At 41.6% G+C, this 15,842-nt stretch carries 14 protein-coding genes, 1 tRNA gene and 2 pseudogenes; 16 read left to right on the plus strand and 1 reads right to left on the minus strand.

Features of this window, described 5'->3' with window-relative positions; genetic code table 11:
- Positions 1-44 precede the first annotated feature (44 nt).
- Positions 45-1,547, plus strand: coding sequence for a serine hydrolase (locus ABHC48_RS14240; protein WP_347505725.1), 1,503 nt, complete (start codon positions 45-47; stop codon positions 1,545-1,547).
- 40 nt (positions 1,548-1,587) lie between these two features.
- On the opposite strand, the pseudogene ABHC48_RS14245 reads toward ABHC48_RS14240, so the two are convergent.
- Positions 1,588-1,638: pseudogene (locus ABHC48_RS14245) on the minus strand (DUF6783 domain-containing protein); the annotation flags it as partial.
- Between ABHC48_RS14245 and ABHC48_RS14250 the strand changes: the two are divergent.
- The 15 genes and pseudogenes from ABHC48_RS14250 to ABHC48_RS14320 form a co-directional block, all read left to right on the plus strand.
- A pseudogene (locus ABHC48_RS14250) lies at positions 1,615-1,698 on the plus strand (DUF6783 domain-containing protein); the annotation flags it as partial. The pseudogenes ABHC48_RS14245 and ABHC48_RS14250 overlap by 24 nt on opposite strands.
- A 184-nt stretch (positions 1,699-1,882) precedes the next feature.
- Positions 1,883-2,254: a RidA family protein gene (locus ABHC48_RS14255; RefSeq protein ID WP_148462763.1), complete on the plus strand. Its 372-nt coding sequence runs from the start codon at positions 1,883-1,885 to the stop codon at positions 2,252-2,254.
- Between the two features lie 305 nt (positions 2,255-2,559).
- Entirely contained in the window at positions 2,560-3,033 is a 474-nt protein-coding gene (gene ispF, locus ABHC48_RS14260) for a 2-C-methyl-D-erythritol 2,4-cyclodiphosphate synthase (RefSeq protein WP_118579255.1), read from the plus strand.
- A gap of 94 nt (positions 3,034-3,127) precedes the next feature.
- The gene (cysS, locus tag ABHC48_RS14265) at positions 3,128-4,537 is read left to right on the plus strand and encodes a cysteine--tRNA ligase (RefSeq protein ID WP_173716451.1); all 1,410 of its coding nucleotides are present in this window, start codon (positions 3,128-3,130) and stop codon (positions 4,535-4,537) included.
- Positions 4,522-4,947: a ribonuclease III domain-containing protein gene (locus ABHC48_RS14270; RefSeq protein WP_118579103.1), complete on the plus strand. Its 426-nt coding sequence runs from the start codon at positions 4,522-4,524 to the stop codon at positions 4,945-4,947. The genes cysS and ABHC48_RS14270 overlap by 16 nt, the downstream gene beginning before the upstream one ends.
- A gap of 50 nt (positions 4,948-4,997) precedes the next feature.
- Positions 4,998-5,729 carry a 23S rRNA (guanosine(2251)-2'-O)-methyltransferase RlmB gene (gene rlmB, locus ABHC48_RS14275; RefSeq protein WP_148462761.1) on the plus strand — a complete coding sequence of 244 codons (732 nt, stop codon included), beginning with the start codon at positions 4,998-5,000 and terminating at the stop codon, positions 5,727-5,729.
- Positions 5,730-5,743: 14 nt separating this feature from the next.
- On the plus strand, positions 5,744-6,325 hold the full coding sequence (gene sigH / locus ABHC48_RS14280; RefSeq protein WP_118579097.1) for an RNA polymerase sporulation sigma factor SigH: 582 nt from the start codon (positions 5,744-5,746) through the stop codon (positions 6,323-6,325).
- Between the two features lie 480 nt (positions 6,326-6,805).
- Positions 6,806-7,294, plus strand: a complete 489-nt coding sequence (locus ABHC48_RS14285) for a hypothetical protein (protein WP_148462760.1) — start codon at positions 6,806-6,808, stop codon at positions 7,292-7,294.
- A 10-nt stretch (positions 7,295-7,304) separates the two neighbouring features.
- A complete protein-coding gene (locus ABHC48_RS14290; protein ID WP_173716453.1) occupies positions 7,305-7,991 on the plus strand; it encodes a hypothetical protein in 687 nt (228 codons plus the stop codon).
- A gap of 21 nt (positions 7,992-8,012) precedes the next feature.
- Positions 8,013-8,789, plus strand: a complete 777-nt coding sequence (locus tag ABHC48_RS14295) for a TasA family protein (protein ID WP_347505730.1) — start codon at positions 8,013-8,015, stop codon at positions 8,787-8,789.
- A gap of 19 nt (positions 8,790-8,808) precedes the next feature.
- Positions 8,809-10,197, plus strand: a complete 1,389-nt coding sequence (locus ABHC48_RS14300; RefSeq protein WP_347505731.1) for a hypothetical protein — start codon at positions 8,809-8,811, stop codon at positions 10,195-10,197.
- Positions 10,194-10,688 carry a signal peptidase I gene (locus tag ABHC48_RS14305; RefSeq protein ID WP_195699898.1) on the plus strand — a complete coding sequence of 165 codons (495 nt, stop codon included), beginning with the start codon at positions 10,194-10,196 and terminating at the stop codon, positions 10,686-10,688. Before ABHC48_RS14300 ends, ABHC48_RS14305 begins: the two co-directional genes overlap by 4 nt.
- 1 nt (position 10,689) lies before the next feature.
- Positions 10,690-11,325 (plus strand): hypothetical protein, encoded by a 636-nt coding sequence (locus ABHC48_RS14310; RefSeq protein WP_195699897.1) that lies wholly within the window; start codon positions 10,690-10,692, stop codon positions 11,323-11,325.
- Positions 11,322-15,419, plus strand: a complete 4,098-nt coding sequence (locus ABHC48_RS14315; RefSeq protein ID WP_195699896.1) for an isopeptide-forming domain-containing fimbrial protein — start codon at positions 11,322-11,324, stop codon at positions 15,417-15,419. Before ABHC48_RS14310 ends, ABHC48_RS14315 begins: the two co-directional genes overlap by 4 nt.
- 166 nt (positions 15,420-15,585) lie before the next feature.
- Positions 15,586-15,658 (plus strand) — tRNA-Thr (locus ABHC48_RS14320).
- The last annotated feature ends 184 nt before the right edge of the window (positions 15,659-15,842 follow it).

Genomic DNA, 15,842 nt, shown 5'->3' on the forward strand with positions numbered 1-15,842 from the left:
AAAGCAGAAACAGGTTATACTGCCCTTATTAAAAGGAGAATAACATGAAAAAAGGCAAAAAAACCAGATGGCTGTATAAAGCAGCTGGAATGGCAGTCCTTTTGGGGGCAGTATTTTGGTGCAGCAACAGCGGGCTCCTGTTATGGAAGCCTGAAGTTCTGACTGTATTGGCGGAATCAGAAAGTGGCGGCAGCCTGTCATCTGTTACAGAGGAAGCTAAGATACTTCCTATTCCCAACAGTGATGGCAAATATATGTTGAAAAGTGACGGCTTTTACTGTCTGAATGAAGATGGTTCAGGAGACTGCGTTCAGACTATACATTATTTCGACCATTTTGTTGTAGATGGAACAGTGTTTAATGGATATTATTATCACGACGAGACAGGAAAATTTAAAGCTTCTAAAGCACATCTTACAGCCATTTCACAGGAAGCACTCCCGAAAGCAGAAGATGGAACTGTGGAAGCAGGATGGACTTCGGGGATTTATGTGGTAAATAACCTTGGAAGGCTTTCCGGTACCGGAAGAGTTTGTATTCTAAAAGAAGAGATTGGACAGATAAAACTAGATGGCGGGTATTACGTTGACAGAAATGGAAGAGTGTGTCAGGAAGGTGGCATTTATTATATCCAGGAAATGAATGTGGGAGAAAAGAGATTTTCCGGGTATTATTATTTTGATGAATCAAGCGGCGTATTAGTGGAAGAAGCTGGTACTACACCAGAGGGCTTGACAATCCAAAAAGATGGCAGTATCAAGGAATTGACGGATCCGGGGATCAAAAATCTGAAGAAAGCTGTGAAGGAATTTACGGAAAATTTGGAAGGGGACTGGAGCGTCTATGTGAAAGATCTGAAGAGCGGAGAGAAGTTCTCCATCAATGATAAAGCCATGTCTTCTGCAAGTCTGATAAAAGCATTTACAATGGCTGCAAGTTATGAAAATATGGAAAAAATCAGGATAGCTGAGGGGATACTTCTGAAAGCAGATCCAGCTAGTCAGACTGTGACAGACAAGCTGTTTCGGCTTATGGAGAATATGGTAACCTACAGTGACAATGAGTCTTTTAATGAAATGGTAAGGCTTCAGACTGCTTCCAATCAATTCAATGCAGGTGCACGTGTAATTAACAGGTATCTTAGGGAACAGGGCTATAAAGAGACAGCTGTACTTCATACGCTTGCGCCTTCGAATACAGATCCGGAAGGGCTTGGCAGCAGTAATATGACCTCTGTGAAGGATTGTGGCACTCTGCTAGAGAAGATTTACCGAAGAGAATGTGTAAGTCCGGAGGATTCTGACCAGATGCTGTCTTTGCTTCTGAATCAGGATACCAGAACAAAGATTCCTGGCGGGCTCAAGGAATCTGTTCAGGTAGCGAATAAAACTGGTGAAAATGATAAAAGCCAGCACGATATTGGAATTGTCTATGGAGCCAGAACGGATTATATTCTATGCGTAATGTCTGAGAATGCAGGAAAGGAAGCAGATGCTGTTTCCAATATTCAAAGGATTTCTGCGATGGTTTATTATTATTTGAATTAGAGCATGTTTGAAAAAGGCTTTCTGCAAGATGTGCGTCACAATTTGTGGGAGATTTCGCCCGGATGAGGGTGCCGTAGCGGGCTACTGCAACCGAATTCAGGTGAAATCTCCCACAAAGTGGGGCGTGCAGATTGCGGGAATGATTTTTTAAACACGCCCTAAGACTGTGCAGCAAACATTATTTATGTAATAGGAAAATCCTGCAAGGCAGAATCCGTTCCAGACTTGTACAAAAAAATTACTTTCCAGATTCGTACAAAAAAATTGCTTGACACTAATAAAATTTTGCGATAGCATGAAGACAATAAAAGAAAAATTGAAAGGAGATTTACACCATGAAAGTAGTTTATACAGAGAAGGCACCCGCAGCAATCGGACCATACTCCCAGGCAATGATCTTAAATGGAGTATTATTCACATCTGGACAGATTCCGGTAAATCCTGCAACAGGCGAGATCAACGGAAATACCATTGAGACTCAGGCAGAGCAGGTTATGAAGAATCTTGGCGAAGTACTGAAAGAAGCAGGAAGTAGCTTTGAGAAGGCAGTTAAGACAACATGCTTCCTTGCTGATATGGGAGATTTTGCCAAGTTTAATGAAGTATATGCGAAATACTTTGTAAACAAACCAGCACGTTCCTGTGTCGCTGTGAAAACTCTTCCGAAGAATGTTCTTTGCGAAGTTGAGGTAATCGCAGAAGTTTAATAGTACTGTCCACAGGAAAATGTGTCAAATGTTTTTGTATTTAAAGATATGCAAATATTTAGAATATATATTGTCAGGCCTTCTGGGGTTCACCCGGGAGGCCTTTGTCATAAATAAAAATTGTGCAGAATTCTGTTGCAACGCAGTCTGGAATGTCAGACAGAAATCCCTGGCATATTAAACTGTTGACGGATTGCTTTTTAGTTGGAAATCATGTATAATAGCGAACGATAGCATGGGGATTTTTTGCTATGCAGGAAAATCCCTTTCAAGAAGAAAGGCAGGGACGAAATGTGGATAATCTTATGAAAGTAGGAATGGGATATGATGTACACAGACTGACAGAGAACCGGAATCTGATCCTTGGCGGTGTGAAGATACCGTGGGAGAAAGGCCTGCTGGGACATTCAGATGCAGATGTACTGATTCATGCGATTATGGATGCTCTTTTGGGAGCTGCAGCTCTTGGAGATATTGGACAGCATTTTCCAGATACAGATCCGGCATACGAGGGGATTTCCAGCGTAAAGCTGTTGGAACATGTAGCCTCTCTTCTGGAAAAAAAAGGATATGGTGTAGGAAATATTGACGCTGTGATCATTGCCCAGAAGCCGAAGATGGCACCTCATATTCCACAGATGAAGGAAAACATTGCGAAAGCGCTGCATATGGAGCCTGACTGTCTGAATATCAAGGCTACCACAGAGGAGAAGCTGGGTTTTACCGGAAGAGAAGAGGGAATTGCTTCCCAGGCAGTCTGCCTTTTATACAAGAAATAATGTTGTTGTGTGCACAAGTACAAAATGCTGCAGAAGTCTGGAATTGGTAGCTGCGAAATAACATTTAGAGAAATTGACCGGAGGGAGAAATAAAATGAAGATTTTTAATACGCTGACCCGTCAGAAAGAGGAATTTGTACCCCTTGAAGAGGGAAAGGTAAAAATGTATGTCTGCGGACCTACTGTATACAACCTGATCCATATTGGTAATGCACGTCCAATGATCATTTTTGATACAGTCCGCCGTTATCTGGAATATAAAGGATACGAAGTAAACTATGTATCCAACTTTACAGATGTAGATGACAAAATTATCAAGAAAGCAATCGAAGAGGGAGTTTCCGCAGAAGAAATTTCCCAGAGATATATTGAAGAGTGCAAAAAGGATATGGCAGGAATGAACGTGAAGCCTGCTACTACACATCCTCAGGCAACTCAGGAAATTGACGGCATGATCAGCATGATCCAGACTCTTATGGATAAAGGATATGCTTATGCAGTGGCAGACGGAACTGTATATTTCCGTGTAAAGAAATTTAAAGAATATGGAAAGCTTTCCCACAAAAACCTGGATGACCTGCAGTCTGGATTCCGTGCACTTCAGGTATCAGGAGAGGACCAGAAAGAAGATCCGCTGGATTTCGTACTCTGGAAACCGAAGAAAGAAGGGGAACCATACTGGACTTCTCCGTGGTGCGATGGCCGTCCGGGCTGGCACATTGAGTGCTCTGTTATGTCTAAGAAATATCTTGGAGACGAGATCGATATCCATGCCGGTGGTGAGGATCTTATTTTCCCGCATCACGAGAATGAAATCGCACAGAGCGAGTGCTGCAATGATAAAATTTTTGCAAGATACTGGATGCACAATGCATTCCTGAATATTGATAACCGTAAAATGTCCAAGTCCCTTGGAAACTTCCGTACTGTGCGTGAGATCAGCGAGCAATATGATCTGCAGGTGCTTCGTTTCTTCATGCTGAATGCACACTACAGAAGTCCGCTGAACTTTAGTGCTGACCTTATGGAGTCTTCCAAGAATGCCCTTGAGAGAATTACAGAGGCAGCAGGACGCCTGAAAGACCGTAAGGAGAAGGCATCTGCTGTTGAACTTACTGAGGCTGAGAAGAAACTTCTTGCAGAGGCAGAAGGATATGTAAAGAAATTTGAAGAAGCAATGGAAGACGATTTCAACACAGCTGATGCGCTTGCAGCTGTATTTGAACTGGTCAAATTTGCCAATACAAATGTAACAGAAGAAAGCAGCGCCGCTTTTGCAGAAGGAATTCTTGAAATTCTTGTGAAGCTTTGTGATGTGCTTGGACTTGCTGCTGTGAAGAAAGAAGAAATTCTGGATAAAGAAATCGAAGATCTGATTGCAGAGCGCCAGGAGGCAAGAAAGGCAAAGAATTTTGCAAGAGCAGATGAGATTCGTGATGAACTCCTTGCAAAGGGAATCATTCTTAAAGATACACGTGAAGGAGTAAAATGGAAACGGGCTTAAGTGAATTAAAAGAACTGTTTGAACTGAAAGACAGGGATCTGCGAACCTATTCCCCGCTGACACTGGCTTATATTGGAGATGGTGTTTATGAACTGGTGATCCGGACAATCCTTGTTAAAAAAGGCAACTGTCCGGTGAATCAGCTTCATAAAAAGGCCAGCAGCCTGGTAAAGGCAGGAGCGCAGTCAAAGATGATGGAGCTTCTGGAACCTGATCTTACAGAAGAAGAACTGGCTGTCTATAAAAGAGGCAGAAATGCACATTCCCCTACAATGGCCAAGCATGCTACAATGGCAGATTACCGCAGGGCTACAGGCTTTGAGGCACTGATGGGATATTTGTACCTGAAAGAAGATTATTCCAGAATTGTGGAACTGGTGAGAAAAGGAATTCCGGAAGAGAATTTATAAAGAACAACAGCAATGATTTTACAAAGGCAATAAGAGACAGGAGGCTGCAAATGAGCGAGCAGATTGAAGGAAGAAATGCGGTATTAGAGGCATTTCGCTCAGGAAAATGCGTGGACAAGCTTTTTGTTCTGGACAGATGCCAGGATGGACCAGTACGCACCATTATCCGTGAGGCAAGAAAAAAAGATACGATCATTAATTTTGTACAGAAAGAGCGTCTGGATCAGTTAAGCGAGACAGGCGCCCATCAGGGCGTGATCGCGCAGGTGGCTGCATATGAATATTCCACAGTTGAGGATATTTTAAATAAAGCAAAGGAAAAAGGAGAAGCACCTTTCATTTTTCTTCTTGATGATATCGAAGATCCCCATAATCTGGGAGCTATTATCCGTACTGCCAACCTTGCAGGCGCACATGGTGTTATCATTCCGAAAAGACATGCGGCAGGGCTTACATCAACAGTTGCAAAAACTTCTGCAGGGGCTTTGAACTACACACCAGTTGCCAAGGTATCTAATCTTGGACAGACCATCGAAGAGCTGAAAAAAGAGGGTATGTGGTTTGTATGCGCAGATATGGGCGGAGATCTGATGTACAATCTGAATCTTACCGGTCCTATGGGTGTGGTGATCGGAAATGAGGGAGAGGGCGTGAGCCGCCTTGTAAAGGAAAAATGTGACTTTGTGGCAGCTATTCCTATGAAGGGAGACATTGATTCTCTGAATGCGTCTGTTGCAGCAGGAATCCTTGCCTATGAGGTGGTTCGCCAGAGAATGAAATAAAATCCGGAGGAAATATGGGAAAGTTCGATGGTGTAAGTGATGAAGAACTGATTGCCCGTCTGCGGGCTGGAGAGACAGCCATAGAAGATTATCTGATGGAGAAATATAAGGGTCTGGTACGTCAGAAAGCCCGGGCCATGTTCCTCATCGGAGGAGATACAGATGACCTGATCCAGGAAGGAATGATCGGTTTGTTTAAAGCAGTCCGGGATTTTCAGACAGATAAGGAGGCATCTTTTGCTACTTTTGCCAGAGTATGTATTGACAGGCAGATATACAGTGCCATTCAGAATTCTAATCGCCAGAAGCACCAGCCTCTGAATTCCTATGTATCGTTGAATCAGGAGGATGAAAGCAGTCCAATCTGGGAACTGAGCGTGGAGAATCCGGAATCCATCATTATTGATCAGGAGACTACAGAGGATCTTCGGAAAAGAATTTCAGATTATTTAAGTCCTATGGAAAATAAAGTGCTGGATTTGTATCTGAAGGGAAAAGGATATGTGGAAATTGGAGGAATCCTGAATAAATCTCCAAAATCTGTTGATAATGCTCTGCAGAGAATTCGCTCCAAAATCCGCGAGGTAATAAGCTAGAGCCTTTTCTAGTCCAGGAGCTGGTACAGGAAATAGAAAAATTCTATTTCCTGTATTGACTTTTTCAAAAAACATGTTATCATATCAATTAATCAATGCGTCACAGAAGACGCGTCAATTTAATCTTTAATTCAAATTTGTTAATTCAGTTATTAAAATCCATTTAATTAATTATTGTATCTTAGAAATTGTTAAAATATTAATAATTATAGTTTCTATTTATTTCACTGATCTCAGATGTATTTATAAATCAAATCTTTTATTCTTTTTACTATTTAATTTTCGAAAAAATCCCTAATGACAGATATGACCGTTCTGGTTCTTTGTAAAGGAGGTGGTACCCATGTGCTGATTTTATGGTTACTGGTCTTTTTGAGCAGTAGCTGTTTTGCAGCAGGTCTGCAAAATAACAGAAATTCCAGGAGGAAAGGAGTAAGCAGGAACGGTTCCTGCCGTGATTGATCCATGAGAAAGAAATGGATGCTGTTTGTATTAGCGTTCTGCCTTTTGGCGGGAGCAGCAGGTTCTATGGTGTATGCCTATTTAATTGACCGCCAGGAAACTGTTAACAGGATAAAGATAGTGGAGAATAAGACACACATTGAAGAAGAGTTTGATCCTCCGGCCGATCCTGGACCAGGATCGGTCATAAAGAAAAAGCCATGTATTGTAAATGATTCTGTGATTCCGGTATATGTCCGGGTCAGGGTAGTATTCAGCAATCTGGATGCACAGGCGCAGTGTGAGCCTCTTAAGATAAAAGACAGTTGGAAAACAGGAGAAGACGGATACTATTATTATCAGAAACAGCTTCAGCCAGGACAGCGAACAGATACGGTTTTTGATAATATTGTTATAAAAAACACAGTAAAAAAAGAAGATTTAGTTCCATTTGATATTCTTGTGTATGAAGAGTCGGTTCAGAGCGAAGGATTTTCTTCTCCGGAAGAAGCCTTTGCAAGACTGTAAGGAGGTGCACATGAAAAAAATGAAAAAGGCAGCACTGATCTTTGGAACCGGGTTATGTCTGGCTGTGGGAACTGGCGGCACACTTGCTTATCTTGGTGACACAGGACAAGTTGCAAACAGGCTGACATTTGCCGGGGAAAAAGGCCTGGATGCAGTTCTTACAGAGCCGTCATGGAATCCACAGAAAGGATTACTTACTGTTCCAGGTTCTTCTGTTGCAAAAGATCCTCAGATAACCAATACATCAGAACTGAATATGAATGAGCTTGCAGCATTGAAATGTGAGTTCGTTTACAGTCAGAATTGCCCGGATAAGAGCAAAAGAGGAAAAGTCTTAAGCGCTCAGGATATGGAAAAAGTAGTCCAAGTTTATACCATTGATTATAACAGTGATGATGCCGCTAAAGGAGAATGGGTGCGATTTGCTGAGCAGAAAAAGACAGACCCTGTACAGTATTTTTACTACTCGAAAGTTTTGAAAAGGAACCTGAATGGTACAGGAGAAACAACTGTTCCTCTATTTACAAAGGTCTGGGTGGATAAAAAGGTAAATAACCGCAGGCAGACCTGGATTCAGGAAATGGGCGGGGTGGAAATTAAGATTTCCGGACAGATTCTTCAGCAGATGACAGGAGAAGAATATTTTGGTCTTAACAATCCAAAAAGTGCGTATGAAGCAGGATTGTTTCATTTTTAATGAGAGAAAGGAAGAGAAAATATGAAAATGAGCAGAGGAAAAAGAAATGTATTATTTGCGGGAGTACTTTCATGTGCCATGTTATTTGGAATTGGAAACACAATGGCTTATTTCACGGAAAATTCTGTGCAGACCAATGTTTTTACCACAGGGGACCTTGATATTGGTCTGAAAGAACCGGACTGGGATCCAAATGAAAACGATGGAAAAAATATGTATCCGGGATACACGGTATACAAAAATCCAACTATAAAGAACATCACCTCCGACAAAAACGGGGACGAGCCCTGTTATGTGAGAATGAGTGTGGACATTCTGAATAGTCAGGGGACACCGATCACAGACGATCAGGCGTTGAATCTGATTTATAAAACCATTTATTTTGATAAGACTTTTACCGGTGGATATGACAAAAAAGAAGGTAAGGCTACCGGACTGATTCAGGATAGGATTCCTGGCTACAACCTTGCACAGCTGGCAGCCTATCCAATGGTAAATCCATTGTGGACAAAGGACACGGCACGCTCCACTGCTTCAAAACTTGTTTTCAATTATATGGGAGCAAAAGGGGATGGAATTTTAAATATTGGAGAGGAGTCTACCCTGTTTACCAATATTGCGATTCCTACAGACTGGAACCAGACACAGATGCAGAAAGTTGGAAATTATCAGCTGAAAGTAACAGCACAGGCAATTCAGAGCAAAGGATTTGCAACCCAGTCAGAAGCTTACCGTATGTTGGATGAAGAAATTAAAGGAGGAACCTTGCAGGAAATAAACCGCGGCAGTGAGAACTGATCAGAAAGGAAGAGATACCATGAAGAAGCATAAGTGCACAAGTATCTGCATAACTGTGGTGGCAGTACTGCTGCTTGCATGCGGTACTGCGCTGGCTGCCTGGAATGTATCTGAATATGCAGTAAATCTGCTGTCCATGTCCTCTTACAGAAATTCCATACAGGAAAATTATGTAAGGCCAGATCATGTAGATCCGGGACAGAAAGTGGTGAAAGAGGTAAATATAAAAAATGAAGGAACTGTGGATTCCTTTGTCCGGATAAAAATTGGAAGAGTGTTTGGGAGTATCAGTGAAAACGGTCAGTTTCTGGAAAATCGGGAACTGGATCCTGAGATGATCGAAATTCATTACAACACCGATCTCTGGAAGCTGTGTGAGGACGGCTACTGGTACTATAAGGATGTATTGCCGGCAGGAAAAACCACGAAAAAGCCTTTGATGGACAGCTACTATCTCTCTGAAAAAGCAGACAACCGTTATAAGAACAAAGAGGCAAGAATTATTGTAAATCTGGAGAGTATACAGGCAGAGAGCGGCGAAATGAAAGCAATATGGGGGAAAAATGAGAAGGATCTTGGAATTACCTATCAGCCATGTACTTGCGAAGTTGTTACCAGTGTGATTTTTGACAAAAATCATAAGCTGATCATTGGCGGCGAGAAAACAGATCTGTTTGCAAATTTTAAGAACCTGCAGCCTGGATGTACAAGAAGCCAGACAATAAGGCTTGCTAATAACTCGGATTTAAACATTAAGATGAGCCTTCGGGCGGAAGCTGCCAAACAGAACAAGTACAGCAAAAAGAATCTGGAGCTGATACGGAAGCTTCTTACCAGTTATGCAAAGATTGAAATTCTGGAGAACAATAAAGTTCTTTATCATGGAACTGTAGATGGAAATCTGACGAAAAAAGGCTGGAGCATGAAAAAAGACATTTCCCTTGGTGAGTTTAAACCAGGAGCAGGAAAAAATCTGATTGTAAAATTGTCTTTAAGTGAAGAGATGGATAATGAATATCAGGAACTGTTGGGAAAAGTGAAATGGGTATTTTCTGCGAGTCAGGCCTCTTCGGATTCATCTTCCGGTCAAAATGGAAATGGTGACCGGGGGCACAATGACGATGAGAACAATGGAGATGACGGAAATAACGGAAATAACGGCGGAAGTGGAAATAAAAGCGGAAATGGAAAGTATGGCGAAAACGGAAACATCGGCGGAAGTGGATACAACAGCGGAGGGGGAAGCTTAAATGGAGCAGCAGGAGAAAAAGTGTATGCAACTGCGTCTGCAAGCCCTAAAACCGGAGATAACACAAATCTGCTGGCAAGATGGTTTGCGCTATTTGCAGCTGCGGTGGTTCTTGCAGTAACTGCAAGAAAACTGTACAGAAAGGAAAAAGACAGATGAGATTAAAAATCTGGGGAAAAGGTCTGTTGAAAATCATATGGGTGATTTTTGCCATTTTGTTAGTCGGATTTTCGTTTCCCCAGATATATGGCATGAAATGTTACAGCGTAATGTCTGGAAGCATGAGCCCTGATTTGCCAGTTGGAAGCGCCATATATGTGAAGGAAAAAGAGCCGGAAAAAGTAGAAAAAGGGGAGATCATTACATTTACCACGGAACAAGGGAGAACAATGATTACACACCGGGTAGCTGAAAACAATAAGGAAAAGCATTTTTTTGTAACAAAAGGGGATTCCAATCAATATCAGGATACAAAACCAGTAAAGTGGGAAAATCTGCAGGGCACGGTTGTGTTTTGCATCCCTTTTGCCGGATATGTGCTGAACTTTACAGGAAGCAGAACGGGTAAAATTGCGGCAGTCTTTTTCCTGTTTGCAATTTATCTGGCAACAGAAATTTTTGAAGGGCAGACAAAAAGGAGAGTGAGATAAGTTGAGGAAAAATAGAAGCTTTTTGGCAGTTGTGGGGCTGCTTGTCGGAACTATGTCTTTTGCCGGGGGAACAGCTGCGTATTTAAGCAAATCCGCTGGCGAAGTAAAGAATGTTTTTACGGCAGGATCTGTAAAGGCGCAGCTTACAGAAGCCCACTGGGATACGCAAAAAGCGTCAAAGGTTTATCCCGGTCAGAGCCTGGAGAAAGATCCGGTTGTGAAAAATATAGGGGAAAACAGTGCAAATGTTTTTCTGGAGGTAAATGTTCCTATGAGAAGTATAGCTGTTCTGGATGGCAGTACAGGCAGAAAAACAATAAGAGAAAACAGAGAATTGTTTACATTTCAGGCAGACGAGACGAAGTGGGCTCTTCTTTATCAGGAGAAAACCTCGGGAAACAAAAAATATATTTACGGCTATAAAAGTGTTTTGAACCCAGGAGAATCCACTACACCGCTATTTCGAAAAATAGCTGCTGTTTCCTATTTAGAGGGGGAACTGGATGCAAGCGTAAGCTATGATGTACCTGTGATTGCCAGCGTTATTCAGGAACAGGATGGAAGCAAAACCATGAAAGAAATCTATCAGGAATATTTGAAACAGGCTGATATTGACCAGAAGGAGGCGAGGGGATGAGAAAAAGAAATCTGAAAAAAACTATATTGGCCGCGGCTCTGGCTGTGCCTGTAGCGTTCTCCTATCCTGGCTGGGCAGTAAGGGCACAGGAAGATGAGAAGGTGTCAACTGAAACGGAAGCGCAGGAAGTAATGCAAGACAATACAGCGCCTGAAGAAGCTGAATGTGAAGAAAATCCTGCTCATGATGAAATGGATGGGGCAGAAACAGATAGTACAGAAACAGACAGTACAGAAGTCGACAGGAATGTTTCAGAAGAGGAGAAATTTTTTCAGAGTGGACTGATTGCAAATGAGGATGGAGAATTTTTGTCTTCTTTGGAGGAAATGGAAACTTCAGGAGAGGATTCCATGTTTTTTCAAGATGGTCTGGAAGTGCTTGAAGATGGCAGCACAGATGACTTGATTGATGCATATGTTGCTCCGGAAAATTATGCACAGGAAGGAACTCCTGTAAGAGAAGGAAAGGGCGGTTTTACCGCTGTTGCAAATGGAAGTACGCTTTTCAGCAGCAAATATACAAGACTTGGCTGGAATGCGGATACCCAGGTTTATTCATGGAACAATGCAGGAAATGACGTTATTTCAGGAATGAAGCAGGGAGCAATGGTAGAGGGACCGTATTTTGTTCCACTTAATAACAATGCAAAAGGAAAATTTGGTTTTCGTGTTACACATGTAGGATACAATAAAGAAGCAAATACGAAGGTAGACCTTCTTCTTACCTGTAATAATTATCAGGATTATACCTACGATTACAAGGGAAATAAAATAACGGGAATTTATCCTATGTTTGGTGTCAGCAATTCAAATGAATTGTGGATCAGCTTTAAGGATGAGCTCTCTGCACAGGAAATCAAAATTGATATTGTAAAAAGCGGTACAGATATTCCGGTTGCAGGCAACTATCGTTTTCGATGGCTGGATATTGATTTGTACCAGAGATTTGGAATCAATCTTCAGAATGGTTCTATAGGACACCGGTATGCGACAACTGATTCTGTAGTAAATGTAGTGAAGAAAACTTTATTTTCCAAAAACTTTGAAGTTCTTACCGCACCGGCACCTGCCGTTGACGGAGAGATTCCGCAAAATACAGTTGTTTATGAGCTGGACAATTCATCCGGCTTCTATCTGGCAATTCTGCGGCCTGGTTGCGGAGCTTATTCTATTGAAACAGCAAGCAGGATCAAAAGTGTATTTGCTGATGTACAGACTGGAACCTGTAAAACGTCTGCCGGACTTAACTGGGATGCGAAAGGCTATGGTCCGGTAGAGTATCCTGGCCTTGTAAAAAAGACTGGAAATACACTGGCTTCCCAGGGAACGTCAAACACCTTGTCTGACAGTACCTCGGAATTTTATTATACCTTGCAGACAGATATCCCGGAAGAGCATTCAGCGTATTATTACAGCTCTTGCGAAGTCAGTGATACCCTGCCGGCAGGAGTCGATTTCGCTGGTTACGCAGCTGTAAAGATGCTGCCTTCAGAGAATGATGTAACCTCATGGTTTAGTATTTCTACAGATGGGGATGTGATAAATTTTCAGGCTACACAGGCAGCATTGTCACAGGCGGACTTTTATGGAAAAACATATGAGTTTCAGATAAAAGTGAGAATGGATCCTACTGAAATAACACCGGTTTACAGTGGTGACAGTTACCGTTATGAGGTAAAAAATAAGGCTTCGATTACCTGTCAGCATATAAATGGGCTCGCAGGAACTTCCTGGTCAGATGAAGTGACTACAGATTGTACAAGATATAAAAACAAAGTAGTGAATGCCTCTGTAAAGAAGTATACTGCCAATTTGCAGGATGGGGTATGGAGAGAAGACCTTCTTCTTCCAGGTCCGGACAGTGAGTATAAATATAAACTGAATATAAATGTGCCGGATAATGAATTTGGCGGGTATATGACCAGAATGGAAATTGCAGATACATTGCCGGCGGGAGCAGAATTGACAGCTGCAACAGCGGAGGTTTATGAAAACGGGCAGAACAGAGTGGATGGACGGTTCCAGATATCTGTAAATGGAAAGAACATTACCTTAAAGGCAACAGAAGCTGCTCTTGGTGACAGAGGATTTTATGGGAAATCCTATGATGTGATTTTTAACGCCAGAATGGTACCAGGAGAGATTTCCTGTACTTATAACGGAACTGTAGCTTCTTATGTGACCAGCAATCATTTTACTGTTACGACACAGCATAAAGGAGACTCGCAGGCTGTAACAATTACCTCGAACAATGTTGCAGATAGGGCAAGCGTAAACAGAACCGAACCAAAGAATCCTCAAAAATGGATTCTAAGGGAAAATCAGAGAATAGTTACTGCAGAGTATACTGGCAGAGATTTTGAAAGTGTGTTTGAAATTGTTCAGGAAATTCCTTCCAATAAAAGAGAATGGAAAATTTCCAAATTTAAAATCCAGGATACTTTGGCAGACTGTTTTGAACTGAAAGGGGTTCAGATATATCTTGATCAGACAGTAGAAGCTTCATTTGGCGCTTCTGACAGTGTACGCGGAGATTGGAGTCTGAATGTTGCTGGAAATTCGATTACCTTGTCTTCTGTGGCAGAATTGCCAGAGCGCTGTTATGGAAAATCCGTGCGTCTTTTACTTACTGTTGGATTGAAGAGTAACAGTAACTTACAGCAGTACTATGTAGCAAATCAAAATCCGGATGTACTGGAAGCCCATATATACAATATTGCTACAAGTACTTTTAACTGGATCGGAGGAGAACCTTCTTCCACATCAAAAAATACAGAAAAGACCAGGGTGATTGTAAAGGAAAAAGTTCCAAAAGGTCATATTACTATAAGAAAAGTGGATGAGACAGGAAAGGCACTGCAGAATGGAAAATTTCAGATCACAGCTTTGGAGGACATCCGTTCTGCTTCTGGAAATATTTTGCTGAGAGCTGGGACTGTAGCAGATACTATAGTAACGGATAGAAATGGAACAGCCATTTCAAAAGATATTTATCTTGGAAAATATAAGGTAAGTGAGGTAAGACCACCGGAGGGATATGCAATCAGCCGGCAGGTATTTGAGGCGAATTTAAGCAAAACAGAGCCTGAAAAAGCGATCCTTGTCAGAAATCAGAAAATGCATCTGTACATCAAAAAAGTAACAGAAACGGAAGAAGCAGGAGGAAATCGTCCTCCTATTGAAGGCGTAAAATTCCGTTTATGGGAAAGCAGTGCAAATGCAGATTCGGCGGGAACAACATACACAACAAACAAAAACGGATTAATAAAATTGGAAGGGCTGTCACCTGCAACATATTGTATACAGGAGACAGCAGTACCTGCCGGATATGTTTTAGATAACACAGTTTATAAATTTACTGTGGATGCAAATGGATTGGTAAAGAATGAGCAAGGTTATACAATGGTAATTGAAAACCGTTATATAAAAGCGGAATTTTTAAAGACGGATAAGGTGACAGGTGAAGCTGTTGCAGGAGCTGTTATGCAGTTGACGGATAAAAGCGGAAAAGTGATCGACACCTGGACGTCCGGGAAAACTGCTCATAGGATTAATAAACTGCCAGCCGGAGAATATGTACTTACAGAAATAACAGCTCCTTCCGGTTACAAAAAAGGAAAACCGGTGATTTGTACGGTAAAAAGTACATCTGGAGTTCAGAAGTTCCAGATGACAGATGTGAAGATGGTGACTCTTACAATAAACAAAATTCTTCATGGAGATGAAATTGTCTGGGGACAGGGAAATCCGGCCTTTACATTCACGGTGAAAGGAACAGATCTGGATGGAGAAGAACGTATTTACTCTAAAACTGTGGAATTTACAAAAGAAAACACAGACACCCGGGCAGATGTAAGCAAAAGGGCTGTATTCGCACTTCCGGCAGGGAAATACCAGGTTCAGGAGAGTAAAGTTATGCGGTATAAACTGGAGAAAATTGACCAGGTAGTAAATGGAACTGTACAGGGAAATACTGTTCAGTTTGATCTGTCCGGAAATCAGAATGGGACCGCTTCCTTTACAAACAAGAAAAGCGGAGATGGCTTACTGACAGATACAGATTATGTGCGGAATATTGTTATTCCTGAAAAATGAAAAATGCAGTATAGCAGTACCTGCCAGGTTGCAGCGGCAGGTGCTGCAGCAAAAAATTTTAATTATTTTATATTTTTTGAAAAAATTTGAAAATAAGTGTTGACAACAAGATAACCTTCTGGTAATATAATCAACTGTGAGCGGCAGAAATGCCGAACATGAGAGTGCTGATGTGGCTCAGTCGGTAGAGCGTCGCCTTGGTAAGGCGGAGGTCACGGGTTCGATTCCCGTCATCAGCTCTTTTTAATCCCTGATTATATATCAGGGATTTTTTTGTAGCATAAATTAATATACTCTCATAGATAGGGATAAAAATCAACAATTTTTTAAGAAAAACTTTTAAAATGCACCTATTTATGATAAGATAAATCATCAAAGAACAGAACATGTTTGAGAAATTATTCCCGATACACATATTGAAGA

It is taken from the genome of Ruminococcus sp. 1001136sp1, from assembly GCF_039841815.1.
GTDB classification, from domain to species: domain Bacteria; phylum Bacillota; class Clostridia; order Lachnospirales; family Lachnospiraceae; genus Blautia_A; species Blautia_A faecis.